Origin of the sequence: Azonexus fungiphilus, from assembly GCF_003634965.1 — a bacterium.
Lineage (GTDB): Bacteria > Pseudomonadota > Gammaproteobacteria > Burkholderiales > Rhodocyclaceae > Azonexus > Azonexus fungiphilus.
The window spans coordinates 98,319-122,550 of sequence record NZ_RBXP01000018.1 but is presented as its reverse complement, the minus strand read 5'-3'; the positions used below and the strand labels follow the sequence as shown (position 1 = coordinate 122,550).

The 24,232-nt window shown below is 64.8% G+C and carries 26 protein-coding genes; 5 read left to right on the top strand and 21 right to left on the bottom strand.

Annotated elements, in window-relative coordinates; translation table 11 throughout:
* The first annotated feature begins 12 nt into the window (after nucleotides 1-12).
* Together DFR40_RS14370 and DFR40_RS14365 are read left to right on the top strand one after the other, a co-directional pair.
* Nucleotides 13-1,926 carry a bifunctional diguanylate cyclase/phosphodiesterase gene (locus DFR40_RS14370; protein ID WP_121459188.1) on the top strand — a complete coding sequence of 638 codons (1,914 nt, stop codon included), beginning with the start codon at nucleotides 13-15 and terminating at the stop codon, nucleotides 1,924-1,926.
* A gap of 4 nt (nucleotides 1,927-1,930) precedes the next feature.
* Nucleotides 1,931-3,406 (top strand): CYTH and CHAD domain-containing protein, encoded by a 1,476-nt coding sequence (locus DFR40_RS14365; protein WP_121459187.1) that lies wholly within the window; start codon nucleotides 1,931-1,933, stop codon nucleotides 3,404-3,406.
* Nucleotides 3,407-3,421: 15 nt separating this feature from the next.
* Here the strand turns inward: DFR40_RS14365 and DFR40_RS14360 are convergent, their stop codons facing one another.
* From DFR40_RS14360 to DFR40_RS14305, 12 genes are all read right to left on the bottom strand, one after another.
* Entirely contained in the window at nucleotides 3,422-5,122 is a 1,701-nt protein-coding gene (locus DFR40_RS14360; RefSeq protein WP_170160237.1) for an O-antigen ligase family protein, read from the bottom strand.
* Nucleotides 5,115-6,509 (bottom strand): O-antigen ligase family protein, encoded by a 1,395-nt coding sequence (locus tag DFR40_RS17080; protein ID WP_147431343.1) that lies wholly within the window; start codon nucleotides 6,507-6,509, stop codon nucleotides 5,115-5,117. The genes DFR40_RS14360 and DFR40_RS17080 overlap by 8 nt, the downstream gene beginning before the upstream one ends.
* Before the next feature lie 58 nt (nucleotides 6,510-6,567).
* Nucleotides 6,568-6,921, bottom strand: coding sequence for a pilin (locus DFR40_RS17500; protein ID WP_121459185.1), 354 nt, complete (start codon nucleotides 6,919-6,921; stop codon nucleotides 6,568-6,570).
* A 185-nt stretch (nucleotides 6,922-7,106) separates the two neighbouring features.
* Complete coding sequence (locus tag DFR40_RS14345) at nucleotides 7,107-8,693, bottom strand: HD-GYP domain-containing protein (protein ID WP_121459184.1); 1,587 nt, start codon at nucleotides 8,691-8,693, stop codon at nucleotides 7,107-7,109.
* A 12-nt stretch (nucleotides 8,694-8,705) separates the two neighbouring features.
* Nucleotides 8,706-9,473, bottom strand: a complete 768-nt coding sequence (locus DFR40_RS14340; protein ID WP_121459183.1) for a 3',5'-cyclic-nucleotide phosphodiesterase — start codon at nucleotides 9,471-9,473, stop codon at nucleotides 8,706-8,708.
* Between the two features lie 55 nt (nucleotides 9,474-9,528).
* The gene (locus tag DFR40_RS14335) at nucleotides 9,529-10,224 is read right to left on the bottom strand and encodes an FHA domain-containing protein (RefSeq protein WP_121459182.1); all 696 of its coding nucleotides are present in this window, start codon (nucleotides 10,222-10,224) and stop codon (nucleotides 9,529-9,531) included.
* 10 nt (nucleotides 10,225-10,234) lie between these two features.
* Nucleotides 10,235-11,053, bottom strand: coding sequence for a Stp1/IreP family PP2C-type Ser/Thr phosphatase (locus tag DFR40_RS14330; protein WP_121459181.1), 819 nt, complete (start codon nucleotides 11,051-11,053; stop codon nucleotides 10,235-10,237).
* Between the two features lie 81 nt (nucleotides 11,054-11,134).
* The gene (locus DFR40_RS14325; protein ID WP_121459180.1) at nucleotides 11,135-12,091 is read right to left on the bottom strand and encodes an ornithine cyclodeaminase family protein; all 957 of its coding nucleotides are present in this window, start codon (nucleotides 12,089-12,091) and stop codon (nucleotides 11,135-11,137) included.
* Nucleotides 12,092-12,166: 75 nt separating this feature from the next.
* Nucleotides 12,167-13,060: a succinate--CoA ligase subunit alpha gene (gene sucD / locus DFR40_RS14320; protein ID WP_028994454.1), complete on the bottom strand. Its 894-nt coding sequence runs from the start codon at nucleotides 13,058-13,060 to the stop codon at nucleotides 12,167-12,169.
* Between the two features lie 11 nt (nucleotides 13,061-13,071).
* Nucleotides 13,072-14,232, bottom strand: a complete 1,161-nt coding sequence (gene sucC / locus DFR40_RS14315; RefSeq protein WP_121459179.1) for an ADP-forming succinate--CoA ligase subunit beta — start codon at nucleotides 14,230-14,232, stop codon at nucleotides 13,072-13,074.
* Nucleotides 14,233-14,367: 135 nt separating this feature from the next.
* Entirely contained in the window at nucleotides 14,368-15,705 is a 1,338-nt protein-coding gene (locus tag DFR40_RS14310; RefSeq protein WP_245985692.1) for an MATE family efflux transporter, read from the bottom strand.
* A 17-nt stretch (nucleotides 15,706-15,722) separates the two neighbouring features.
* A complete protein-coding gene (locus tag DFR40_RS14305) occupies nucleotides 15,723-16,382 on the bottom strand; it encodes a fumarylacetoacetate hydrolase family protein (protein ID WP_342767621.1) in 660 nt (219 codons plus the stop codon).
* Nucleotides 16,383-16,500: 118 nt separating this feature from the next.
* Between DFR40_RS14305 and DFR40_RS14300 the strand changes: the two genes are divergently transcribed.
* A complete protein-coding gene (locus tag DFR40_RS14300; RefSeq protein ID WP_121459177.1) occupies nucleotides 16,501-17,370 on the top strand; it encodes a type IV pilus assembly protein FimV in 870 nt (289 codons plus the stop codon).
* Here the strand turns inward: DFR40_RS14300 and DFR40_RS14295 are convergent.
* Nucleotides 17,345-18,091 (bottom strand): Nif3-like dinuclear metal center hexameric protein, encoded by a 747-nt coding sequence (locus DFR40_RS14295; protein ID WP_121459176.1) that lies wholly within the window; start codon nucleotides 18,089-18,091, stop codon nucleotides 17,345-17,347. The two genes, DFR40_RS14300 and DFR40_RS14295, sit on opposite strands and share 26 nt — an antisense overlap.
* 14 nt (nucleotides 18,092-18,105) lie before the next feature.
* On the opposite strand from DFR40_RS14295, the gene DFR40_RS14290 reads away from it, so the two are divergent.
* Complete coding sequence (locus tag DFR40_RS14290; RefSeq protein WP_121459175.1) at nucleotides 18,106-19,254, top strand: Do family serine endopeptidase; 1,149 nt, start codon at nucleotides 18,106-18,108, stop codon at nucleotides 19,252-19,254.
* Nucleotides 19,255-19,260: 6 nt separating this feature from the next.
* Entirely contained in the window at nucleotides 19,261-20,067 is an 807-nt protein-coding gene (locus tag DFR40_RS14285) for a class II glutamine amidotransferase (RefSeq protein WP_121459174.1), read from the top strand.
* Between the two features lie 7 nt (nucleotides 20,068-20,074).
* On the opposite strand, the gene tatC is transcribed toward DFR40_RS14285, so the two are convergent.
* From tatC to hisA, 8 genes are read right to left on the bottom strand one after another with little or no spacing between them, the layout of a single operon-like run.
* A complete protein-coding gene (tatC, locus tag DFR40_RS14280) occupies nucleotides 20,075-20,923 on the bottom strand; it encodes a twin-arginine translocase subunit TatC (protein WP_121459173.1) in 849 nt (282 codons plus the stop codon).
* Nucleotides 20,920-21,318 carry a Sec-independent protein translocase protein TatB gene (tatB, locus tag DFR40_RS14275; protein WP_121459172.1) on the bottom strand — a complete coding sequence of 133 codons (399 nt, stop codon included), beginning with the start codon at nucleotides 21,316-21,318 and terminating at the stop codon, nucleotides 20,920-20,922. The genes tatC and tatB overlap by 4 nt, the downstream gene beginning before the upstream one ends.
* A gap of 43 nt (nucleotides 21,319-21,361) precedes the next feature.
* Nucleotides 21,362-21,592: a Sec-independent protein translocase subunit TatA gene (gene tatA / locus DFR40_RS14270; protein ID WP_121459171.1), complete on the bottom strand. Its 231-nt coding sequence runs from the start codon at nucleotides 21,590-21,592 to the stop codon at nucleotides 21,362-21,364.
* An 11-nt stretch (nucleotides 21,593-21,603) separates the two neighbouring features.
* Entirely contained in the window at nucleotides 21,604-21,954 is a 351-nt protein-coding gene (locus DFR40_RS14265) for a histidine triad nucleotide-binding protein (protein ID WP_121459170.1), read from the bottom strand.
* Complete coding sequence (locus tag DFR40_RS14260; RefSeq protein ID WP_121459169.1) at nucleotides 21,951-22,280, bottom strand: phosphoribosyl-ATP diphosphatase; 330 nt, start codon at nucleotides 22,278-22,280, stop codon at nucleotides 21,951-21,953. The genes DFR40_RS14265 and DFR40_RS14260 overlap by 4 nt, the downstream gene beginning before the upstream one ends.
* Nucleotides 22,277-22,675, bottom strand: a complete 399-nt coding sequence (hisI, locus tag DFR40_RS14255) for a phosphoribosyl-AMP cyclohydrolase (protein ID WP_121459168.1) — start codon at nucleotides 22,673-22,675, stop codon at nucleotides 22,277-22,279. Before hisI ends, DFR40_RS14260 begins: the two co-directional genes overlap by 4 nt.
* 26 nt (nucleotides 22,676-22,701) lie before the next feature.
* On the bottom strand, nucleotides 22,702-23,460 hold the full coding sequence (hisF, locus tag DFR40_RS14250; protein WP_121459167.1) for an imidazole glycerol phosphate synthase subunit HisF: 759 nt from the start codon (nucleotides 23,458-23,460) through the stop codon (nucleotides 22,702-22,704).
* Entirely contained in the window at nucleotides 23,460-24,200 is a 741-nt protein-coding gene (gene hisA / locus DFR40_RS14245) for a 1-(5-phosphoribosyl)-5-[(5-phosphoribosylamino)methylideneamino]imidazole-4-carboxamide isomerase (RefSeq protein WP_121459166.1), read from the bottom strand. The genes hisF and hisA overlap by 1 nt, the downstream gene beginning before the upstream one ends.
* Between the last annotated feature and the right edge of the window lie 32 nt (nucleotides 24,201-24,232).

Here is a 24,232-nt window from a genome sequence, read left to right as displayed (position 1 = left end):
GGTAATCCGTCCATGTCCCTGTTCCGACAACTCTGGCTCGCCGTCATCGCCAGCACCATCATCGCCTTCGCCGGCAGCTTCGTCGTCAGCATGGTGACCGCCCGCGACTATCTCGAGCAACAACTGGCGATCAAGAACAACGACAACGCCGCCTCGCTGGCGCTGTCGATGTCGCAACTCGACAAGGATCCGGTCACCGTCGAACTGCAGGTCGCCGCCGTTTTCGACAGCGGCCAGTATGCCCGGGTCCGGGTGATCGACCCGGAGGGCGCGACGATGATCGAAAAGACCAGCCCGGAGCAGGCCGGCGACGTCCCCGCCTGGTTCACCGGCCTGTTCCCGATCCAGTCGCACCCGGGCAGCGCCCAGGTCTCGTCGGGCTGGACCCAGTTCGGCACGGTCGAGCTGGTCAGCCACAGCCGCTTCGCCTACCGCGAACTGTGGGATGGCGCCTTCCGGCTGCTCTTGTGGTTCGGTCTCGGCGGCCTCGGCATGGGCCTGATCGGCATGCAGATCCTGCTGCGCATCAAGCGCCCGCTCGATGCCGTCGTCGGCCAGGCCGAAGCGATCAGCGAACGCCGTTTCATCCGCATCGAGGAACCGGCGACACCGGAACTGAAGAGCCTGGCCAGCGCGATGAACGCGATGGTGGACCGGGTCAAGGCGATGTTTGCCGAGGAAGCCGCCCGCCTCGAACAGGTGCGCCGCGAGGCAACCCTCGACGGCCTGACCGGCCTGGCCAACCGTGCCTATTTCATGAACCAGCTGGCAGCTGCCCTCAACGACGACGATGCGCCGCCGAACGGCAGCCTGGTGATGCTGCGTCTGGCCGACCTGGCCGGGGTCAACCGCCGCGCCGGCCGCGAGACTGCCGACGAACTGCTGCGCCGGATCGGCGCCGCCTTCACCGCCATCGTCGGCGAAAACCCGGGGGCCGCCGCTGCCCGACTCAACGGTGCCGATTTCGCGCTGCTGCTGCCCGGCAACGACAATCCGGCGGCGAGCGCCGACCGGCTGCTCGGGGTGCTGCGCGACCTCGTCGCCGCCGGCCTGATCGACGGCGAACGTGTCGGCCACCTCGGCAGCGGCGTCTATCGTCATGGCGAGAGCCTGGCCAGCCTGCTCGCCCGCGTCGATGCGGCGATTGCCTCGGCCGAAGGCGAAGGCGACCTCGGCTGGCGCTGCGCCGACAACGGCGAGGCCCAGTGCGCCAACAACAACGCCGACTGGCGCAAGCTGCTCGAGTGCGCGATCGAGGCCCAGCGCCTGCGCCTGATCGAATTCCCGGTAGCCAACAGCAGCGGCACCCTGCTCCACCTCGAATGCCCGCTCCGCCTGCAGGCCGCCGAAGGCGGCGAATGGCTGGCGGCCGGCAGCTTCATGCCGGTGGCGTCGCGCCTGGCGATGACCAGCGAGCTCGACCTGGCCGCCGTCAATCTCGCCCTCGAGCGCCTGGCGCTCGGCCTGCCGGCGGTGGCGGTCAACCTCTCCGGCGAGTCGATTTTCAGCGCCGACTTCCGTCAGCGACTGCACGCGCTGATCGCCGGCCGCCGCGAACTGGCGCCGCGACTCTGGCTCGAGGTCGCCGAAACCGGCGCCTTCCAGCATTTCGACGAGTTCGTCGGCTACGCCCGGCTGCTGCGGCCGCTCGGCTGCCGCCTCGGCATCGAGCACTTCGGCCGCCAGTTCAGCCAGATCGGCCGCCTGCACGACATCGGTCTCGACTACCTCAAGGTCGACGGCAGCTTCATCCGCGCGATTGACAGCCAGCCGGGCAACCAGGCATTCCTCAAGGGATTGTGCGGCATCGCCCACAACATCGGCCTGACGGTGATCGCCGAAGGGGTGCAGACGCAATCGGAGCTGGCCGCCCTGCCGGCACTCGGCTTCGACGGTGCGACCGGACCGGCGGTGCCGAGGAGCTGAGGCGATGGCCACCGAAATCGAACTCAAGCTACGCCTCGACCCGCGCCAGCTGCGCAAGCTGCTCGCCCACCCGCTGCTCGCGGCAACGCCGCCGCAACGCCAGCGCCTGCTCAACACCTATTACGACACGCCCGAGCTCGCCCTGCGCGCCCGGCGCGTTGCCCTGCGTTTCCGCAAAAAAGGCTGGGAATGGCTGTTGACCGTCAAATCGGCCGAACCGGCCAGCGGCGGCCTGGCCGTCCGCAACGAATGGGAATCCGCGGCGACGCCCGGCATCTTCGATTTCAGCCATGTCGACGCGCCCGCCCTGCGGACGCTGCTCGACGAACTGCGCGACGACCTCGAACCGGTGTTCACCACCGACTTCACCCGCCTGCGCTGGCAACTCGCCTGCGGCGAATCGCAGATCGAGGTCGCGATCGACCGCGGCAGCATCGTCGCTCGCGGCCGCCGCGAGAAAATCTGCGAGGTCGAACTCGAACTGCTCGCCGGACGTGTCGAGGATCTCTTCGAACTGGCCCGCCAGCTGCAGCATCACCTGATCCTGCACCCGGCGATCGCCAGCAAGGCCGAGGCCGGTTACCGGCTCTTCCTCGACGAACCGCCACGGCCGTTTCGCGCCAGGATGCCACCGATAGCGGCAACCCAAACGCCGGTCGAGGCTTTCCGCACGATCGCGCTGGCCTGTCTCGAACACTTCCAGCGCAACGAAGCCGGCCTGCTTGCCGGCGGCGAAGCCGAATTCATCCACCAGGCGCGCGTCGCACTGCGCCGGCTACGCTCGGCGCTCAAGCTGTTCGCCCCGGTGCTGCCGGCCGACTTCATCGCTGCCTACGGCCAGAGCTGGCGCACCCTCGCCGGCGCCCTCGGCGAAGCGCGCGACTGGGATGTCTTCGGCGAAGAAACGCTGCCTCCGATCGCCGCCGCTTTCCCGCACGACCGCGACGTCCGCCGCCTGCGCAACGAAGCCGGCCGCCGCGTCAGGCATGCCCGCCGCGCCATCGTCACGCTGCTCGCCCTCAAGGAATACCCACGCCTGATGCTCGAATTCACCGCGGCAGTCTATGCGCTGCGCGATACCGAAAAAGCATCACTGAAGCATTTCGCCGCCGACCGGATCGCGACGATCACCGGCAGCGCCCGCAAGATGGCCGAACGCTACGACGAACTCGACGCCGAACAACGCCACCGGATGCGCCTGCGCTTCAAGAAACTGCGCTACGCCACCGAATTCCTCGGCCCGCTACTGCCGCAGCAGCGCATGAAAACCTACCTCACCAGCCTCGCCCGACTCCAGGAAGCGCTGGGACTGATCAACGACCAGGTCACCGCCAGTTTGCTGATTGACGAAGCGTTGGGAGAGAAGCATGGAGGCGCCGTCCACGGCTGGATCGCGGGGCGACAAAACCTGCTTATCGAACAGCTAGACCCGACACTGTCCGATTGGCTCAGCCAGGCGACCAAAGAGCGGGGCAACTGAGCCGACTGGCTAATTTCAATCGCTTTCACCAGAACAGTTCGTCCAAGCTACCTTCTGGCGCCAGGCCAGCCCTGCGGGATCCTCCCGCCACTTCTCCTGCAAAGAAAGAATAACTGGCGGCGGGGAATTCCTGCACAGCACACCAAGCCAGAACCGCGCCATCTCTGGCTGGCCACTGGCGGCCAAACGATAAGACAGCATGTAAAGCAATAGAGGACTGGGCGTCGCAGACACAATCTTCACCGCGCGCTCAAACTCGTCATCAGAAAATACCGGCCCCGGTGCGGTGTTGACGAAATCGAAACGGTCGCGCCATTGCGTCAAAACAAACAGGTCCGGGCGGGCCGCAGGCGGAACTGGCTCTCCTCGAATACCATAGGCAACATCGAAAAAACTCCGTTCGACGACCTGGTAATCCCTGATCGTCATCACGGTGGCGAGCAAGGCCCCGAACATAACAAGCAGAGCCATTCGTCGATCCACGACGAACCATCGAGACATCTGCAAAGGCACGGATACCCATCCGAGCAACAATCCATAAGGCAACAGGAAGTAGGCATACGCCAGAGGCAACTCCAGCATGGCATGCACCGTCAGGACACTGACTGCGGCAAACGGGATCGAAAAATCCGGCTCCTTCCGCATAAGCTGTTTGAGCAAGCGGAGGGCAAAATATGCCAGCCCCAATAAAATCCCCCCGCCGATGACGAGACCATTCGACAGCATCAGATCGAGGAGCAGATTGTGGGAATAGCGAGTTGCGCCCGGCATCGACGGAAAACCCGGACTAAGCATCGCGGCCTGGGCGATCTGCCCCCAACCGGTACCCAAAAAAGGCAACTCCGGCAGATATCCTAGCAAACTCGACCACATGGCCAGGCGCACCGGGTCAAATGGTGGGCGTTTTGCTACAGGATGCCCCAACCAAGCGTTGATCTCCGGCAACCATGCGTACAACGCCAGCATCACCACCAGCATACCCGATACGACCAGCGCAAAAAGGAAAGGCCGTTCCTTTTTCCAGAAACAACTGAGCAGAACCCCGACGATCAGCGCGTTCAGAAAACCCGTCCTCGATTCCGTCAGAACCAAGCCGATCAGCAGGAATAAAACGGCCGCTGTAGCGACAAAACCGCCAATCAGTTTTTTGTAGAAGCCCCAGGCGACTCCGACACAACCAAGCAGTAGCAGGGATCCCAACAGATTGGGTTGAGCCAAGTTCGCGTAATAACGTGATTCCGGTGCAGGAAACACCCAGGGCAGCATATCCCCGCCAATCAGCCATTGCGCGAGTTGCAAGCCTACGGAAACGATCGCCGCAAGAAGAAAGGCCGAAAACAGGAAATCCGGTCCACGCTGCCACTTTGCCTGTGCCCAAAAAGCACCAAGAGCAAAAGCGATAAACAAGCCCAAAAGGAAAAGCGCATGTATCCAGGCCGTCCCAAAGGACGCAATACTGCCCGCGAGCCACTGCAGCAACGGCAGCGTCGCCAGCACCAAGGCAGAGCAGTGCAAGACATTGATTTCTATAGACCTCTTTATCCGAACCAGGGAAACCGTCATGACGACAGCCAACACCAAAACGACATAGCTTTCCTGAAGGAAATTCAGCCAAGGCGCCGCGTGGTGGGGAATCAGCCAGCAAATTGCCATCAATAGGGCAGCCAAGGGCCAGAAGAGGCCACTTTTGGGGCCAGTCACCATCATGTCACCCATTGAACCGTCCATCGCACCAGAATCTCGGCCCGAAGGGACACCACTCAGGCGCATCTATCAACTTGCCAAAATCCCGGAACGCGACAAATGCCAGATAAGAGGCGGCTAGTAGTTGCACCGCCACGAACGCAAAACCGACGAACTTCGCCACTGCTGGGTGAGCGAGCGTTTTCGGCCGATAGAACACGGCCAGCGCCCAACCCGAAATCATCGCCAACCATAGTTGCGGGTAGGGCATCACGAGGACTCCGTCGACCTGCGCCTGAACGAGTGCCGCAAAAATGGCGAACAACAGAACCCAGCGCAAATCACTACCCGCCGTAGCATCCTCCTGCATCGCCATGCGAGTCGAGCGACCCAGCCAGACACCCACGACGGCCAGAGTGATCAGCAAGACCGGCACGCCCCATTCAGAAGCGATTTGCAGAAACATCTGATGCGGGTGAGCGCCGCTAGGATGATCAAGACTGACGAAGTGCATTGGTCCGATCCCGAGCCAGGGACTGGCAACGACGCTCTCCAGCGCGGTTCTCCAGAGGTCCCACCGCCCGGAAAGACCAAACACCTCGCTACTGGCAAACCGCGAAAATACTGGCTGACCACTGGCCAAGGCAATCGACATGAATACTGCGAGCGAGAGAATATAACCGGCAAGCAATGCGATCAGCACTCGCCTTGCGACGCGAGTCGCCCCGGGTGAAACGAAGAAAAACACGCTGGCGGCGACAAGCCACGCCGCGATCGTTCCGCGGGTTCCGGCAACGAATACCATGGCTGTAACCGACGCCATCAGCAAAGGATCGAACCAGGTCGAAAGCCGCTCTTTTGGCCCGCCTGCGAGCGCCCAAGAAGATGCCAACAAGGGCATCACCATGGTCAGAAACTGCCCCTGATGACGGACATTCGAAAATCCGTCGAGCAAACTCCAGGGAGAAAAAAACAAATCAGCGTGGCTCAACGCCGAAAACCAGGAAACATAAAAGCGCAAAACGATAACCAACAAAAGCGCTCTGACCACCCCAGGAAAATACACCTCACCAAAAACAGGAATCCACCGGATTAGGGATGCTATCAAGCAAGCGAGCCCGACTGAACAAACCAGCAGAGATATCTCAGTCAAAGCCCATTCCGGCGATAAGGCAAGCCCCCCGGAAGCAAACCCGAGCAAGACCACAGCGAGCAGCGCCAACAAGCTTGGCCAAGAGAGCGTTTGATAGCCAGGACGTGCGAAGAGAACAGCCGAAAATCCTGCAGATAAAAAAAAGATGACTATCTGGAACAAGCGCTGTTGATCATGCCAAGTAATTCCCGGCAGTGAATAAATGATCGCCCCAACAAGACCTCCGACGACAACGGAGTTAACGAAAAAGACCAGCGGCAGCTTCAAAACATCGCCCCAAAAAAGAAAAGGCCGGGGAAACCCGGCCTTTCTCGGTCAAAAGGGATTAGGACAATCCGCAGGAACCCGTCGCCGTCTGGCACACAACCGTCTTGCCGGCAGTGCCGTTGTTCGGCGTGAAGACCATGCTCGCCGCAGTCGGAATAGTACCCGCGGTGTAGTTCGTGATGCTAGAGGAACACGACTTGTTGGTAATCGTCGGCAACAGCGAAGCATCGCTGTTGGAAATAGCTGCCACGACGCCGCTCATCATGCTCTTGGCTTCAGCAAGGCAGGCGTTGTCAGCCGACTTCTTGGTATACGTCTGATACTGCGGCAGCGCCACGGCAGCCAGAATGCCGATGATGGCGACGACGATCATCAGTTCGATCAGGGTGAAACCTTGTTGCGTCTTTTGCATTTGAATCTCCTTTTTGGGCAAGGCGGGAAAAACCGCTGCCTTTAACAAACAGATTTCGTGCCACCCCGATTGCGACAAAAAATCTCAATGAAATCATGGGAAAACGCACTGCATAACGAACTGGACAAAGGCCGGTCTTCACTCTGCCTGACAATTTTCGTCACCCCAGGGCAAACATCGTCACCTCAGCAATCCACCTGCCCCGCATCCAGCCAGGCTTCGGAATAGCGGCGATAAACCTGCCGGTCGACAAAAACATCGAAGAGGTCGGGGTCGATGTGGCCGTTGTTGCGGAAGTTCTCCATGATCTTCAGCGCCTGCGACAGCTTCATTGCCGGCTTGTAGGGGCGGTCCTTGGCGGTCAGGGCTTCGAAGATGTCGGCGATGCCCATCATCCGCGCCTGCCAGCTCATTTCCTCGCGCTTCAGGCCTTTCGGGTAGCCCTTGCCGTCCATCCGCTCGTGGTGGCCGCCGGCGTACTCGGGAACGTTCTGCAGGTGCTTCGGCCAGGGCAGTTGCTCGAGCATGCGGATGGTGGCGACGATGTGGTGGTTGATGATCTCGCGCTCGGCGGTGGTCAGCGTGCCGGCGCGAATGGTCAGGTTGAGCACCTCGTCGGCGTCGAGGCAGGGCTGGTCGCTGCCGTCGGGGGATTGCCAGCGGTAGCGGTCGGCGATCCGGTGCACCCGCGCTATGTCCTCGTCGCTCATCCGCTCGCTGCCGCGGTTCGCGTGGCGGAGAAAATCACGGTCGACGTCGAGTTGACCGCAAAATTCGGCATAGTCGCGTTCGGCCTCGTCGGCCGGCCGCCCTTCGGCGATGCTGCGCCACTTGCGCACCTCGGCGTCGCGGCGCAGCAGTTCGAAGCGGGTGTCGACCAGGGCGATGCGGTCGAACAGGGTCTGCAGCTTGGTCGCCTTGTCGACCACGTGCACCGGTGTCGTCACCTTGCCGCAGTCGTGCAGCAGGGCGGCGATGTGCAGTTCGTAGCGATCCTTGGCGGTCAGCCTGAAATCGGCCAGCGGCCCGCTGTCCACGGCATCGACGGCGTCGGCGAGCAGCATCGTGAGGGCCGGCACGCGCTGGCAGTGACCGCCGGTGTGCGGCGATTTCTCGTCGATGGCGAGGTTGATGACGCCAATGAAGGATTCGAACAAGCCTTCGAGCTGCCCGACCAGCTGGCGGTTGCTGAGGGCGATCGCCGCCTGCGAGGCGAGCGATTCGGCCAGCCGCTGGTCGGCCGGCGAAAAGGCCGTGACCTCGCCGCTGGCCGGATCGATGGCGTTGATCAGTTGCAGCACGCCGATCAGCTCGCCCTCGTGGTTCTGCATCGGCACCGTCAGGAAGGACTGCGAGCGATAGCCGGTGCGCGCGTCGAACTGGCGCGTCCCGGAAAAATCGAAGTCGCGCTCGGCATAGGCGTCGGCGATGTTGATCGTCACTCCGCCAAGCGCCGCGCGGGCAGCGACCATGGCGTGGTTGGCGGTGCCGTCGGGCAGGTACAGCGGCAAGTCGGAAAAGGCACTCGCCAGCGGCGCACCGTTCGGCCCGCCGAACGCCAGGCCGAGCGAGTCGGTGCGCACGATCGCGAACTGCAGGCTGTACCCGTCGGCGGTGGGCCGGTACAGCGTGCCGCCGTCGGCGCGGGTGATTTCCTTGGCGGCGAGCAGGATCTTCTCGAGCAGCACGTCGATGTCGCGCTCGGCGGAAAGGGCCGCGCCGATCTCGTTGAGATGCTCGAGGCGGCGAAACAGGTCGGTCAAGGTCGGCATGCCGCTCCCGGCTCAGAATTCGAAAGTCATGCCCTTGGCCAGTCGGCGCGGCTGGCGCGCCGCCAGCACGGTGGCGATCTCGGCCATCGTCTGATCCGCGAGGCCGGGCTTGAGGTGGGTGATGTAGAGGGCGCACGGACGCTGCAGCAAGGCCAGCGCCTCGGCCAGCAGCGTCGGGCAGAAATGCCGGGAAACCTCGGCGAGCGCCCGCTCCCGGTCGGGAAAGGCGCATTCGACGATCAGCGCCGCCAGGTTGTCGATCGCCTCGACCGCCTGCCAGAAGGCCGGGCCCGGCCCGGTGTCGCCGGAGAAGACGTAGCTGGCACGACCGGAATCGATCCGATAGCCGACCGCCGGTACCGTATGCGCCACCGGCAGGGCGGTGATCGTCCGGCCGCCGAGGACGACCGCCTCGCCGACTGCAAGCGGGCGGTAGCGCATGAACGCCTGGGCCGGCGAGGGAATCCGGCTGAAGTCCGGCCAGATGGCGTCGTTGAAGATGTGCTGGCGCAGCGCCGCCAGGACCTCTTCCGGCGCATGCACGGTGAGCGGCCGGCGGCGGCGCTCGCCGACCGCGTCGATCAGCAGCGGCAGGAAGGCGATGTGGTCGAGATGGGCGTGCGTCAGGAAGACATCGCCGATCGCCGCCAGTGCATCGAGCGACAGGTCGCCGACACCGCTGCCGGCGTCGATCAGGATGTCGTCGTCGAGCCGCAGCGCGGTGGTGCGCTGGGCGCTGCCACCGATTCCGCCATCACAGCCGAGCACCTGCAGCTTCATGGTTTTTCCCCATTTTTGCCGGTCGACCGTCAACGGCCGCCGTTCCGGCACGGATTCAGCCCTTGTGGAAGAACTCCATCTTGATGCCGGCAATCTCGATGACATCGTGGTCGGCCAGCGGATGCGCCTGCGCGTCGAGCGCCTTGCCATTGACGACCGGAAAGCTGGCACCTTCGACGTGGGTGATGAAATAACCGTGCGGCCGGCGCGCGATCACTGCCACCTGGGTACCCGGCTTGCCCAGCGTCGTCAGGGTTTTCTGCAGGGCCAGCTCCTTGCCGGCGTTGGGCCCGTTGAGCAGCTGGATCGCCGCCGCCGGCACCGTCCCCGGCCGCGAGGCGGTACCGAAGTTGGAACGGGTGCCGACCTCGGTCGGCGCCAGTTCGAGCTCGCCCGCCACCTTGCTGGTCGACGAGCGGACGAAGGCGGCCTGATCGGCATCCGGCGCCACCTGGGCGGCGCCCTGGTCGGCCATGTATTTCAGCTTGTACTTGCCGAGCTCGATGACGTCGTTGTTGCGCAGGAAGTGTTTCTTGATCGACTGACCGTTCACCAGCGTGCCGTTGGTGCTGTTCAGGTCCTCGAGGAAGGAATCGGCGAGGATCGTCACCACCACCGCGTGCTCGCCGGAAATCGCCAGGTTGTCGATCTGGATGTCGTTGTGCGGCTTGCGCCCGATCGTCAGGCGCTCCTTGTCGAGCGCGATCTCCTTGAGCACCAGGCCGTCCATCGAAAGGATCAGTTTCGCCATCGCGTTTCCCTCAGTTTGACTTGAACCGGGCCAGCAGCTTCTGCCACCAGCCGTTTGCAGCACCGTAATCGCCGACGACCCGGACCAGGATCACCGAGACGTTGTCGCGGCCGCCGTTGTCGTTGGCACGGTCGACCAGCCGTTCGGCGGCAAAACCAAGATTGTCCCCCGTTTCGTGGAGGATTTCAGCAATCTCTTCGTCGTCGAGCATGTCGTTCAAGCCGTCCGAGCAGAGCAGCACGAGGTCGCCGGGACGGGCGTCATGCACTGCGACCTCGACCTCGACTTCGGGCTCGATCCCGAGCGCCCGGGTGACCAGGTTGCGGTTGGCCGAGTAGCGGGCTTCCTCGAGACTGATCAGGCCGCTGTCGATCTGCTCCTGGAGCAGCGAATGATCGCGGGTCAGCTGGCGCAGCCCGCCATCGCGCCAGCGATAGGCACGCGAATCGCCGACATGGGCGAGGAACAGGCGATTGTCGAGAAACCATGCGAAGACCAGCGTCGTCCCCATGCCGGCGTATTGCGACTGGCTTTGCGAGGCATTGAAAATGGCTGCGTTGGTGCCGCAGATCTCGTCGCTGATCAGCTGTTCCGGATGCTCGGCGATCGTTTCATCGGCCGCCGGACCGCGCAGCAGGCGCGAGAAGCTGGTCGACAACAGCGTCGTCGCCATGCCGCTGGCGACCTCACCGGCGTTGTAGCCGCCCATGCCGTCGGCGAGGATGGCGATGCCGAGTTCAGCATCGGCAAACACCGCATCCTCGTTGTGCGAGCGGACCACGCCCGGATCGCTGCGGACCGCGACCGCCAGCGCCTCATGCAGACTCATGCCCCTGCCCCTTCATCGACTTCGCCTCCCGGTTTTTCATGCCGCCGTATTGTCGACCGTGGACGGCCGCCGGTCAAACCTTCATTGCAGCGGAAGCTCCTGGCCCAAGCCTTGCGCCAGCGCCGCCTCGAGCACGCGCACGGCAACCGCCAGGTCCTGGATGGCCAGGCCCTGCGACTCGAACAAGGTGATCTGCGCCGCGTCGCCGCGCCCCGGATGACGGCCAACGATGATCTCGCCCAACTCGATCAGTTGGCGGGAATGCAGCCGGCCTTTTTCCAGCAGCGGCAGCAAATCGCCAGCCTCGGCCAGCGCCGTCGGCACGGTATCGACCGCAATCAGTCCGCAGCGCCGCAGGGTGGCTTCCGAAAGCTCCTGGCGGATCAGGGCGTTCGAGCCGGCACCGTTGATATGCGCGCCCGGCTGCAGCCAGTCGGCGTCGAACAGCGGCTTGGCCGCCGTCGTCACCGTGCCGATCAGGTCGGCCTCGCGCACCGCATCCTCGGCATTGGCGGCCGGCACGACGCGACGCCCGGTCTGTTCGCTCAGGCGCGCGCAGAAGTCTTTCAACTTGCCGGCATCGCGACCGCAGACCTTGACCAGTTCCAGCGGCAGCGCAGCGCAGATCGCCCGCACATGCCCCTCGGCCTGCCAGCCGCTGCCGAAGACGCCGGCCACCGCCGCATCCGGCCGTGCCAGCCAGCGCGCGGCGACGCCGCTGGCGGCGCCGGTGCGCATCATGCCCAGATAGTCGGCCTCTATCACCGCCTTCAACTGGCCACTGCCGGCATCGAACAGATGGACCAGGAAACGGTTGCCGGAACGGTTGCTGGTGTAGGCCTTGTAGCCGAGCACGCCCTGTGCCGGCAAGGCGCCCTGGAGGATGTGCAGCACCGTCTGCGGCAGGCGGCTGCGCTGGCGCGGCGTATCGACCGCCTGGCCGAGCGCCAGGTCGCGATGCGCCGATTCGACACCGGCCAGCGCCATGTCCACGGTCAACACCTGTTTGACGTCGTTTTCGGTCAGGAATACCGCCATGATTCGTTCTCCGGAAAATGGACGTAAAAAAGGCGGGCACGCGGCCCGCCTTCTTCGTCGAGCAAGGCTCGAAGTTTACAGCATGGCCTTGAGCAGCTTGGCCATTTCCGACGGGTTCTTGGTGACCTTGAAGCCGCACTCTTCCATGATGGCGAGCTTGGCATCAGCGGTATCGGCACCACCGGAAATGAGGGCGCCAGCGTGGCCCATGCGCTTGCCGGCCGGCGCGGTAACACCGGCGATGAAGCCGACGATCGGCTTCTTCATGTTGGCCTTGCACCACTGGGCAGCTTCGGCTTCGTCCGGACCGCCGATTTCGCCGATCATGATGACGGCGTCCGTATCCGGATCGTCGTTGAACATCTTCATGACGTCGATGTGCTTCAGACCGTTGATCGGGTCACCACCGATACCGACCGCGGAAGACTGGCCGAGGCCCAGCTCGGTCAATTGACCGACGGCTTCGTAGGTCAGCGTACCGGAACGGGAAACGACGCCGATACGACCCTTGCGGTGGATGTGACCCGGCATGATGCCGATCTTCACTTCGTCCGGGGTGATCAGGCCGGGGCAGTTCGGGCCGAGCAGCAGGGTCTTCTTGCCGCCCTTGGCTTCCTTTTCCTTCATCTTGTTGCGCACCATCAGCATGTCGCGGACGGGAATGCCTTCGGTGATGCAGATGGCCAGATCGAGGTCGGCTTCGACAGCTTCCCAGATCGCGGCAGCGGCACCGGCGGGCGGCACATAGATGACGGACACGGTGGCGCCGGTTTCAGCGGCGGCTTCCTTGACCGAAGCGTAGATGGGGATGTTGAAGATCGACTCGCCGGCCTTCTTCGGGTTCACGCCGGCAACGAAACATTCCTTGCCGTTTGCATACTCCTGGCACTTTTCCGTATGGAACTGACCGGTCTTGCCGGTGATGCCCTGGGTGATGATCTTGGTGTTCTTGTTGATCAGGATAGACATTCGGTGGCTCCTTACTTGACCGCGGCAACGATCTGGGTGGCGGCCTCGGCCATGGAATCGGCAGAGATGATGGGCAGGCCGGAATCCTTGAGGATCTTCTTGCCCAGGTCTTCGTTGGTGCCCTTCATGCGGACGACCAGCGGCACCGACAGATTGACTTCCTTGGCCGCAGCGACCACGCCGGTGGCGATGGTGTCGCACTTCATGATGCCGCCGAAGATGTTGACCAGGATGCCCTTGACCTTGGTGTTCTTGAGCATGATCTTGAAGGCTTCGGTGACCTTCTCGGTGGTGGCGCCGCCGCCGACGTCGAGGAAGTTGGCCGGCTCGGCGCCGAACAGCTTGATCGTGTCCATGGTGGCCATGGCCAGACCGGCACCGTTCACCAGGCAGCCGATGTTGCCGTCGAGCGAGATGTAGGCCAGGTCGAACTTGGAAGCTTCGATTTCGTCGGCGTCTTCTTCGTCCAGGTCACGCATGGCGACGATCTCTTCCTGACGGTAGAGGGCGTTGGAGTCGAAGTTGAACTTGGCGTCGAGCGCCTTGACCGTGCCGTCGGCTTCGTGGATCAGCGGGTTGATTTCGGCCAGCGAAGCGTCGGTTTCCATGTAGCAGGTGTACAGCTTCTTCAGCGTATCGACACACTGCGGGATCGAGGCTTCGTTCATGCCCATGCCCTTGGCCAGGGTCAGCGCCTGCTCATCGGTCAGACCGACCAGCGGGTTGACGAAGACCTTGACGATCTTTTCCGGGGTCTTGTGGGCGACTTCCTCGATGTCCATGCCGCCTTCGTAGGAGGCCATCATGGCCACCGATTGCGTGGCGCGGTCGGTCAGCGCGGCGACATAGTATTCGTGCTGGATGTCGGCACCTTCTTCGATCAGCAGGTGACGGACCTTCTGGCCTTCCGGGCCGGTCTGGTGCGTGATCAGCTGCATGCCGAGGATCTGGCTGGCGTATTCGCGCACTTTTTCCAGAGACGTCGCGACCTTGACGCCGCCGCCCTTGCCACGGCCACCAGCGTGAATCTGCGCCTTGACGACCCAGACCTTGCCGCCCAGGGTTTCGGCTGCCTTGACCGCGTCATCGACGGTCGTGCAGTGAATCCCGCGCGGAACCGTAACGCCGAATTTCTTCAGGATTTGCTTGCCCTGATATTCGTGAATTTTCATGCGCTTTCCTTGCGTTGAGTTGAGTTGCGAGCTGTGAACGGAGCCAAACTTCCCCCTGACCCCGCCCGGTTATACTTCTTCGAGCCGAAAATCTTACCACAGCCGCAACAAATTATTGCAGGCCAAAATTCATAATTACGGCGTACTTTCAAGGTCTTTCATGACCTTGCGCAGCAGTGGCAGCAAGGCTGCCGCGGCCGCCACCAGGGCGATCACCGAGGCCAGCCAGAAACCGCCGACGCCGAGCGGCGGCGACCAGCGGTAGCAGAGCCAGGCGCCACCGGCCAGGGCAATCCCCCAGAAGCAGACGGTCTGCACCAGCATCGGCACGAAAGTCACCCGATAGGCACGCAGGACATGCCCGGCGATCGTCTGCAGGGCATCGAAGAACTGGTAGACGGCGATGTAGCCGATCAGCGCCAGGGCGACGCCGCGCACCGCCGGATCGTCGGTATAAGCCGCGACCAGCGGCTCGGCGGCCAGCCAGAGCAGCAAACCGACCACCAGCGAGCTGACGGCGGCCAGCCCCATGCCGGCCCGGACCAGGCGGCTGGCCGCCGGCCAGTCGCGGGCACCGAGCGCCTGGCCGACCGCCGCCATCGTCGCGAAGGCGAGCGACAACGGCAACATGTAGGCCAGCGCCGAGAGATTGGCGACGATCCGGTGGCCGGCGACGACGGTCGCCCCCAGGCCGGCGACGAACAGCGCGACGAGCGTGAAGGCGGTGATTTCGACGAGGTTGGAAAAACCCATCGGCAGGCCGAGGCGCAGCAGTTCGCGCCAGGTCGCCGGATGCGGCCGCGCCCAGTTGGCAAACGGCCGGTAGCGCCGGCCGAGCGGCCCGCGGTGCAGCCACAGGGCGGCGCCGAGACAGGCCAGCCAGCCGATGACGATGTTCGACAAGGCACAACCGGCAACGCCCAGCGGCGCGCCCGCCCAGCCGGCCAGCGCCAGCCCCCAGGCGAGCAGCGCGTGCACCGCCAGCGCCGCCAGGCCGATGCCCATCAGCACGCGCGGCTGGCCGAGCGCATTGCAGAAGGCGTAGAAGGTGCGGTAGAACAACGCCGCCGGCAGACTCCAGGCAAGCAGCCCGAGATATTCGCGCACCTTGGCGTCGACCACCGCATCCATGCCGAAAGGCGCGAGCACGAAACCCGGGTGCAGCAGGAAGACGACCCCGGGCAGCGACAGCGTCAGCGCCAGCCAGAAGCCCTGCTGGAGCACCCCGGCCACCTCGTCGTCGCGGCGGGCGCCGTGCAGGTGGGCGACCACCGGCGCTACTGCCTGGACGACGCCGACCAGCGCGAAGACCAGCGCCACGTGAATGCCGCCGCCGATGGCCACGGCAGCCAGGTCTTGCGGACTGACGTGACCGAGCACGGCGGTATCGACGACCATCATGCCGATCGAGGCAAGCTGGGCAACCAGAATGGGAAAGGCGTGGGCGAGCAGCCCACGCAGCACGGTCAACACCGGAATTTGCCGAAAAATCAGACGATCCGGGCGCGCAGCTCGGGCAATCCGGCGACCTCGCCGAGCAGGCGGTCGCCGCGCTGCAGCGGGCCGACGCCGGCCGGCGTGCCGGTGTAGATCAGGTCGCCGGCCTGCAGGCGCACCAGCGTCGACAGATTGGCGATGATCTCGGCGACCTTCCAGCCCATCTGGGCGAGATCGCCATCCTGGCGCAACTGGTCGTTGACGCGCAGGCGGATGGCGCCCGTCGTCGGATGCCCGACTGCCGTCGCCGGCGCCAGCGGACCGCAAACCGCCGACTGGTCGAAGCCCTTGCCCATGTCCCAGGGATGTCCCTTTTCCTTGGCTTTTGCCTGCAGGTCGCGACGCGTCAGGTCGAGGCCGACGGCGTAGCCGAAAATCAGCCCCAGCGCCGCGTCGACCGTGACATTGGCACCACCGGCAGCGAGTCCGACGACCAGTTCGACTTCATGATGCAGGTTGGTGGTCTGCGGCGGATAGGCGACTGCCAGCTCGCCGGCACCGCCGACCAGCGCATCGCCGGGCTTGGTGAAGAAGAACGGCGGCTCGAGCCCGTCGGCCTGCGCCGTCGCGCCCATTTCGCGGGCGTGCTCGGCATAGTTGCGACCGACGCAGAAGATGCGGCGGACCGGAAAGCGGTGATCGGTACCGATCACCGGCAGGGAAGGCTGGGGCGGAGGGGGGAAGACGCAGGACATTCGATGACGATGGAATTTTTCGGGGAATATGCAATACTGCGCGCATCGCACCTCGCCATGTTAGCCCATTCGCCCGATGAAGCCCAGCCTGCCGCTCCTGCTCTGCCTGCTCCTGTCGCCGCTGCCTGCTCGCGCCGCAGGTCTCGGCGAGTTGAGCATGCTCTCGCGCATCGGCGAACCGCTGCGCGCCGAGATCACCCTCCTCGCCAGCGGCGATGAAAAGCTCGCCGCCCCCTGCTTCAGCCTGGAACGCATCGGCAACGCCGAACTGCCGGTGATCACCAAGGCCCGCATCCAGTTGCTGCGCCAGGGCAAGCGCCACTACCTCAGCCTGACCACAACGACGCCGCTGCACGAACCGCTGGCGACGCTGCGCCTGCGCGCCGGCTGCGGCGCCGAACTGGTCCGCGATTACGCCCTGATGCCGCTGCCACCGGACAGCCGCATCGAACACGCCGCGCTGGCGCCGAGCGACAGCCAGCCCTCGCGCGAGCCGCGCCCGACGACGCGACGCGAGTCGGTGCAGCCACAAAAACCGGCCAGCCAGCTCGCCCGCAGCCCGGCAAAAGCGCCGCCGGCCCGCGGCGACCGCCTGCTCCTGAGCACCTCGCTGAGCTTCGCCGAGCCGCTGCCACCGGCGCTCAGCGACGAAACCGAAGCCCGCCTGCTGCGCATGGAAACCAGCCTGGCCCGGCTCAACGAGAGCCTGCAGAAACTCGACGGGGCACTGGCCTTGCGGCAGGAGGCACAAACGCTGCGCCAGGAACTGCAGATTGCCCAGGCGATCCAGGAAGCGCCGGCGGCCGGACCGCTAGCCACGCGCGAAACGGCGATCTGGCGGCAATGGCTGGAACTGATCTTCGGCACGCTGCTCGGCGGCGTGCTCAGCGCCGTCGGCCTGCAGTGGCTGAGCCAGCGGGTCAGACCGGGTTATCGAGATCGATGAACTGGCAGTCGAGGCCATGGCGCGCCGCCAGGTGCGCGGCCAGCGCCCTGACGCCGTAGCGCTCGGTCGCATGGTGGCCAGCAGCCACGTAGGCGACGCCGCTCTCCTCGGCCAGATGCACGGTCTGCTCCGAGATCTCCCCGGAAACATAAAGATCGACGCCGAGCCCGATCGCCTGCTCGAAGTAGCCCTGGGCGCCGCCGCTGCACCAGGCGAGGCGCCGCACCGGCCGGGCCGGATCGCCGATCGCCAGCGGCGGCCGGGCCAGCGTCCGGGACAGCCCGGCGACCACTTCGCCGAACGTCGACGGCCCCGGCAGACGACCGTACCAGCCGATCTCCTGCTCGCCGAAACGGCCTTCCGGCAACCAGCCGCACAGCGCCGCCAGTTGGGCGTTGTTGCCCAGTTCGGGATGGGCGTCGAGCGGCAGATGGTAGGCGAGCAGGCTGATCCCGTTGCCGAGCAGGGTCGCCAGGCGCTTGCGGCGCATGCCGGTGACGCGGCCGTCCTCGCCTTTCCAGAAATAGCCGTGGTGCACGAGAATCGCGTCGGCCTGACGGTCGACCGCCAGATCGAGCAATTTCTGGCTGGCGGTGACGCCGGCGACGATCCGGCCGACCTCGCCGCGTCCTTCCACTTGCAGACCGTTTGGGCAATAATCCCGGAACTTGCCGGTCTGCAGCAGATCGTCGAGATACAGCGTCAATTCTTCCAGTTTCATCGTCACGGACACTCATGCACAGGTTGTGGCTGATTTTTGCACAAACGGTCACCGTTGCGTTGGCCGTCGTCTTCACGGTTTCCACGCTGAAGCCGGAATGGCTGCCGCGCGGCCAGCGCATCATCGCGCTGCAGGAGGCGCCGAGCGCCAGCGACGGCGAAGTCCGGCCACAAAGCTCCTACCGTGACGCGGCGCGCGCGGCCTTGCCGGCGGTGGTGCACATCTACACGACGCAGGAGGTCAAGCAGCAACGCCATCCGCTGTTCGACGACCCGATCTTCCGCCATTTCTTCGGCGAGCGCCCCGAAGGCCAGAACCGCCGCAACTCCGGGCTCGGCTCCGGGGTCATCGTCAGCGACAACGGCTACATCCTGACCAACTACCACGTCATCGAGGCCGCCGACGACATCCAGGTCTCGCTCAACGACGGCAAGACCTACAAGGCGCGCACCGTCGGCACCGACCCCGAATCCGACCTGGCGGTGCTGCGCATCGAGGCCGCCGGCCTGCCGGCGATCACCTTCGGCCAGATGGACAACCTGCGCGTCGGCGACGTCGTGCTCGCCATCGGCAACCCCTTCGGCGTCGGCCAGACGGTGACCATGGGCATCGTCTCGGCACTGGGCCGCTCGCACCTGGGCATCAACACCTTCGAGAACTTCATCCAGACCGACGCCGCGATCAACCCCGGCAATTCCGGCGGGGCGCTGGTCGATGCGGCCGGCAACCTGGTCGGGATCAACACCGCGATCTACTCGCGCACCGGGGGCAACCACGGCATCGGCTTCGCGATCCCGGTTTCGAGCGCCCGCAGCATCATGGAACAGATCATCGAATCGGGTTCGGTGACGCGCGGCTGGATCGGTGTCGAGGCCCAGGAAATCACCCCGGAACTGGCCGAGTCCTTCAGCCTGCCCGATACCGATGGCGCGCTGATCGCCGGCGTCGTGCGCGGCAGCCCGGCCGACAAGGCCGGCGTCCGTCCCGGCGACGTCCTCCTCGCGGTCAACGGCAAGGGCGTCACCGACCCGCAGGTGATGCTCGACCTGATCGCCGACCTCAAGCCCGAGGACAAAGCGGCCTTCCGCCTGCGCCGCGACCGCAGCATCCTCGAACTGCAGGTCCGCATCGGCAAGCGGCCGCCGCTGCGCGCCGAGGAGTAAGCCGCCATGTGCCAGCTGCTCGGCATGAACTGCAACGTGCCGACCGACATCTGTTTTTCGTTTTCCGGCTTCCAGGCCCGCGGCGGCGCCACCGACGTCCATTCCGACGGCTGGGGCATCGCCTTCTTCGAGGATCGCGGCTGCCGCGTCTTCCTCGACCCGCAGCCCTCGGCCAGCTCGCCGGTGGCGGAACTGGTCAGCCGCTATCCGATCCGCTCGATGAACGTCATCGCGCATATCCGCAAGGCGACCCAGGGCTCGGTCCGGCTCGAGAACACGCACCCGTTCATGCGCGAGCTGTGGGGCCGCTACTGGATCTTCGCCCACAACGGCAACCTGATCGACTTCGCCCCGGCGCTCGACGGCAGCTTCGTGCCGGTCGGCAACACCGACAGCGAACGCGCTTTCTGCTGGCTGCTGCAATCATTGCGCCAGCGCTTCGGCGACCGCCGGCCGGACGATGCCGAGCTGTTCGACGTCCTGCACGCACTGACCCTGTCGATTGCCGAGCACGGCGAATTCAATTTCCTGCTCTCGAACGGCGACTGCCTGTTCGCCCACGCCTCGACGCGGCTGAGCTACATCGTCCGCCAGGCGCCTTTCGCCGAGGCGCACCTGAAGGACCAGGACCTGACCGTCGATTTCCGCGAGGTGACGACCGAGAACGATCGCGTCGCCGTGATCGCGACGCTGCCGCTGACCGACAACGAGACCTGGACGACGATGCCGGCCGGCAGCCTGTGGCGCTTCGCCGACGGGGCCGCGCTCGCGCAGCGGCCGACTCGGCCGGGACCGGCGCGTCAGCCGGCCTGAGCCGGCCTCAGTTGCCGTCGAGCTTGCGGAATTCGGCCTCGGCGCGGTCCAGTTCGGCGTCCATCTCGGCGCCGGTTTTTGCCGTCTGGGCGGCGTCGACCGTGGCAGCGTCGACCTCGGCCCGCGTCGGGCTGCGCGTGACCAGGCTGGCAGCCAGGATGCCGAGCTCGTAGAGCAGGCACATCGGGATCGCCAGCGCCAGCTGCGAGACGACATCCGGCGGCGTGACCACGGCGGCGACGACGAAGGCGCCGACGATGAAATAGGAACGCCACTCGCGCAGCTTGGCGACCTGGACGACACCGAGCTTGACCATGACGACGAGCGCCACCGGCACCTCGAAGGACAGGCCGAAGGCCATGAACATCGTCATCACGAAGGACAGGTAAGCCTCGATGTCCGGCGCCGGGGTGATGCTCTTCGGCGCAAAACTGGCGATGAAATGAAAGACCTGGCCGAAGACGAAGAAGTAGCAGAAGGCCATCCCGAGCAGGAACAGCACCGTGCTCGAAATGATCAGCGGCACGCCCAGGCGGCGTTCATGCGCATACAGCCCGGGCGCGACGAACGCCCAGGCCTGGAAAAGCACATAAGGCAGGGCGAGCACGAAGGCGACCATGGCGGTCACCTTGAGCGGCACCATGAACGGCGTGATGACGCCGATCGCGACCATTTTCGTCCCTTCGGGCAAGGCGGCCGTCAACGGCGCCGCCAGGATGTCGTAGATCGCGCCGGGACCGGGATAGATGGCCAGCGCGCCGAAGACGACGGCAATCGCGATCAGGCTGCGCAAGACGCGATCGCGCAGCTCGACCAGATGGGAGATGAAGGAGTCTTCCTGCAGGGATTCGCTCATGCGTTGCTGACCGGCTTGTCGGGATGGGACGGCGCGGCGGTGTCGACGGCCGGCGGCGGGGCGGCGGCATCCTGCTCGAGCTGGCGGGCAGTCGCCTCGAGATCGGCGACGGCGGCCTGGACCGGCGTGGACACGCCGCTACGCACCGCGTCGTATTCCTTGCGCACCGAATCCTCGAGCGAACGGGCCGAGTCGCTGACCTGCGACTGCAGCTTGCGCAACTCGTCGAGCTGCATCTCGCGGTTGATGTCCGACTTGACGTCGTTCACATAGCGCTGGGCGCGCCCGAGCAGGTGGCCGAGCGTCCGCGCCACCTTGGGCAGGCGCTCGGGACCGATGACCAGCAGCGCGACGACGCCGATCACCATCAATTCGGAAAAGCCGATGTCGAACATGAAAATTACCGGGAACGGGCGGGCGGAAAACCCGCCCGGAAGGTCAGGACTTGGTCTTTTCCTTGACCTCGACGTCGATCGTCTCGCCGCTCACCTGCTGCGTCGGCTGGGCAGCGTCGGCCGGCTTGTCGGCGTTGGCTTCCTTCATGCCGTCCTTGAAGCCCTTGACCGCGCCGCCGAGGTCCTGGCCGACGTTGCGCAGCTTCTTGGTGCCGAAAACGAGCATGACGATGACCAGAACGATCAGCCAGTGCCAGATGGAAAAACTACCCATGATGATGTCTCCTAGATTCGCTTGAGCATCGGGCCGACCGGTTGCGGTCCGCCCACGATGTGCATGTGCAGATGGGGCACTTCCTGCTGCCCGATCTCGCCGGTGTTGATGATGACACGGAAGCCGCCGGGACTGCCTTCGGCGACCGCGATTTCGTTGGCCTTGACCAGCATCCGGCCGAGCACCCCGGCGTCGTCTGCCGCCGCCGTGGCCAGCGAGGTAATGTGCTTCTTCGGGATGACGAGAATATGAACCGGCCGCTGCGGATGAATGTCGCGGAAGGCGAGCACCAGCTCGTCCTCGTAGACCTTCTGCGCCGGAATCTGCCCGGCGACGATCTTGCAGAACAGGCAGTCGCTCACTTGCCGGCGCTCCGCGAGGCCTTCTCGTCGATGCCGGAAATGCCTTCGCGACGGCGCATTTCCTGGGACACGTCCTCGATCGACAGGCCGTAGAAGGCGAGCAGGACGAGGATGTGATAGACGACATCGGTCGATTCGCGGACGATGTTGAGGCGCTTGCCGTCCTTGCCGGCCATGATCAGCTCGGCGCATTCCTCGCCGATCTTCTTGAGGATCGAGTCCGGGCCTTCCGAGAACAGCTTGGCCGTGTAGGATTTCTCCGGATCGGCGTGGCGGCGCGAGGCCAGGGTATCGGACAGGCGGTGCAGGATGTCGTGCGTGCTCATTGGTAGATGTCCTTCGGGTCTTTCAGAACCGGATCGACGGGAACCCAGCGTTCCCCTTGCAACTCGTTGAAAAAACAGCTTTCGCGGCCGGTGTGGCAGGCAATGCCGCCGACCTGCTCGACCTCGAGCAGGAGCACGTCGCCGTCGCAGTCGGTGCGGATCGAGCGGATCCGCTGCCAGTGCCCGGACTCCTCGCCCTTGCGCCACAGGCGCCGGCGCGAACGCGACCAGTATACCGCGTTGCCGCAGCGCACCGTTTCCAGCAGCGATTCGCGGTTCATCCAGGCGAACATGACGATGCGCCCGGCTTCATCCTGGGCGATCGCCGGAATCATCCCGTCGGCGTCCCACTTGAGGGCGTCGAGCCAGGGCAGCGCGTTGTCGAGATCGGCCATTTTTCGCTTTTCCGGGCAGTCGACCGTCAGAGACGGACTTCGATGCCGCGTGCCGCCATGTATTCCTTGGCCTGGCGCACGGTGTATTCACCGAAGTGGAAGATGGAGGCGGCGAGCACCGCGTCGGCACGGCCTTCGCTGACCCCGTCGGCGAGATGCTGCAGGTTGCCGACGCCGCCCGAGGCGATCACCGGAATCTTCACCGCATCCGAGACGGCGCGGGTCAGCGCCAGGTCGAAACCGTTCTTGGTGCCGTCACGGTCCATGCTGGTCAGCAGGATCTCGCCGGCGCCGAGCATTTCCACCTTTTTCGCCCATTCAACCGCCGACATCCCGGTATCGTTGCGACCGCCGTGGGTGAACACATGCCACTGCCCCGGCGCGGTCTGCTTGGCGTCGATGGCGACGACGATGCACTGCGAGCCGACCTTGCTCGAGGCATCGAAGACCAGGTCCGGGTTCTGCACCGCGGCGGTATTCATCGACACCTTGTCGGCGCCAGCGTTGAGCAGGCGACGCACGTCTTCCACCTTGCGCACGCCACCGCCGACGGTCAGCGGGATGAAGACCTGCTCGGCGCAGGCTTCGACGATGTGCAGGATGATGTCGCGCTGGTCGCTGGAAGCGGTGATGTCGAGGAAGGTGACTTCGTCGGCGCCCTGCTCGTTGTAGCGGCGGGCGATCTCGATCGGGTCGCCGGCGTCGCGCAGGCCGACGAAGTTGGTGCCCTTGACGACGCGGCCAGCGGTGACGTCGAGGCAGGGAATGATGCGCTTGGCGAGCATCAGGCGCCCAGCTCGTCGGCGAGTTGCTGCGCCGCCTTGAAGTCGAGCGAACCGTCATAGACGGCGCGACCGGCGATGGTGCCGACGACGCCCTCGCCTTCGACCGCGCACAGATTGCGGATGTCGTCGAGGTTGGACAGGCCGCCCGAGGCGATCACCGGAATCGTCAGCGCCTGCGCCAGGCGCACGGTGGCTTCGATGTTGATGCCGGAGAGCATGCCGTCGCGGCCGATGTCGGTGTAGATGATCGACTCGACGCCGTAGTCCTCGTACTTCTTGCCGAGATCGACGACGTCGTGGCCGGTCAGCTTCGACCAGCCGTCGGTCGCCACCTTGCCGTCCTTGGCGTCGAGGCCGACGATGATGTGACCGGGGAAGGCGGTGCAGGCGTCGTGCAGGAAGCCGGGATTCTTGACCGCCGCGGTGCCGATGATCACGTAGGAAAGGCCGCCGTCGAGGCAGGCCTCGATGGTGTCGAGGTCGCGGATGCCGCCGCCGAGCTGGACCGGGATTTCACTGCCGACTTCGGCCAGGATCGCCTTGATCGCCGCGGCGTTCTTCGGCTTGCCGGCGAAGGCGCCGTTGAGGTCCACCAGATGCAGCCGGCGGGCGCCCTGATCAAGCCAGTGCCGCGCCTGTTCGGCAGGGCTCTCGGAGAAGACGGTGGCCTGTTCCATCAGGCCCTGTTTGAGGCGGACGCATTGTCCGTCCTTCAGGTCGATTGCGGGGATGATCAGCATGGGAATTCAACGGAGAGGGAAAATTCGGCCGG

What these genes read in the sequence shown, in the direction of transcription:
- DFR40_RS17500 (WP_121459185.1), bottom strand. Translation starts at nt 6,921, where the DNA reads ATGCAAAAGACGCAACAAGGTTTCACCCTGATCGAACTGATGATCGTC.
- hisI (WP_121459168.1), bottom strand. Translation starts at nt 22,675, where the DNA reads ATGGCCGATCTCGACAACGCGCTGCCCTGGCTCGACGCCCTCAAGTGG.
- DFR40_RS14370 (WP_121459188.1), top strand. Translation starts at nt 13, where the DNA reads ATGTCCCTGTTCCGACAACTCTGGCTCGCCGTCATCGCCAGCACCATC.
- DFR40_RS14345 (WP_121459184.1), bottom strand. Translation starts at nt 8,693, where the DNA reads ATGCCGACCTTGACCGACCTGTTTCGCCGCCTCGAGCATCTCAACGAG.
- sucC (WP_121459179.1), bottom strand. Translation starts at nt 14,232, where the DNA reads ATGAAAATTCACGAATATCAGGGCAAGCAAATCCTGAAGAAATTCGGC.
- DFR40_RS14335 (WP_121459182.1), bottom strand. Translation starts at nt 10,224, where the DNA reads ATGGCGAAACTGATCCTTTCGATGGACGGCCTGGTGCTCAAGGAGATC.
- tatC (WP_121459173.1), bottom strand. Translation starts at nt 20,923, where the DNA reads ATGAGCGAATCCCTGCAGGAAGACTCCTTCATCTCCCATCTGGTCGAG.
- sucD (WP_028994454.1), bottom strand. Translation starts at nt 13,060, where the DNA reads ATGTCTATCCTGATCAACAAGAACACCAAGATCATCACCCAGGGCATC.
- DFR40_RS14290 (WP_121459175.1), top strand. Translation starts at nt 18,106, where the DNA reads ATGCACAGGTTGTGGCTGATTTTTGCACAAACGGTCACCGTTGCGTTG.
- DFR40_RS14285 (WP_121459174.1), top strand. Translation starts at nt 19,261, where the DNA reads ATGTGCCAGCTGCTCGGCATGAACTGCAACGTGCCGACCGACATCTGT.
- DFR40_RS14360 (WP_170160237.1), bottom strand. Translation starts at nt 5,122, where the DNA reads ATGGGTGACATGATGGTGACTGGCCCCAAAAGTGGCCTCTTCTGGCCC.
- DFR40_RS14300 (WP_121459177.1), top strand. Translation starts at nt 16,501, where the DNA reads ATGAAGCCCAGCCTGCCGCTCCTGCTCTGCCTGCTCCTGTCGCCGCTG.
- DFR40_RS14325 (WP_121459180.1), bottom strand. Translation starts at nt 12,091, where the DNA reads ATGGCGGTATTCCTGACCGAAAACGACGTCAAACAGGTGTTGACCGTG.
- DFR40_RS14330 (WP_121459181.1), bottom strand. Translation starts at nt 11,053, where the DNA reads ATGAGTCTGCATGAGGCGCTGGCGGTCGCGGTCCGCAGCGATCCGGGC.
- tatB (WP_121459172.1), bottom strand. Translation starts at nt 21,318, where the DNA reads ATGTTCGACATCGGCTTTTCCGAATTGATGGTGATCGGCGTCGTCGCG.
- DFR40_RS14295 (WP_121459176.1), bottom strand. Translation starts at nt 18,091, where the DNA reads ATGAAACTGGAAGAATTGACGCTGTATCTCGACGATCTGCTGCAGACC.
- DFR40_RS14365 (WP_121459187.1), top strand. Translation starts at nt 1,931, where the DNA reads ATGGCCACCGAAATCGAACTCAAGCTACGCCTCGACCCGCGCCAGCTG.
- tatA (WP_121459171.1), bottom strand. Translation starts at nt 21,592, where the DNA reads ATGGGTAGTTTTTCCATCTGGCACTGGCTGATCGTTCTGGTCATCGTC.
- DFR40_RS14340 (WP_121459183.1), bottom strand. Translation starts at nt 9,473, where the DNA reads ATGAAGCTGCAGGTGCTCGGCTGTGATGGCGGAATCGGTGGCAGCGCC.
- hisA (WP_121459166.1), bottom strand. Translation starts at nt 24,200, where the DNA reads ATGCTGATCATCCCCGCAATCGACCTGAAGGACGGACAATGCGTCCGC.
- hisF (WP_121459167.1), bottom strand. Translation starts at nt 23,460, where the DNA reads ATGCTCGCCAAGCGCATCATTCCCTGCCTCGACGTCACCGCTGGCCGC.
- DFR40_RS14260 (WP_121459169.1), bottom strand. Translation starts at nt 22,280, where the DNA reads ATGAGCACGCACGACATCCTGCACCGCCTGTCCGATACCCTGGCCTCG.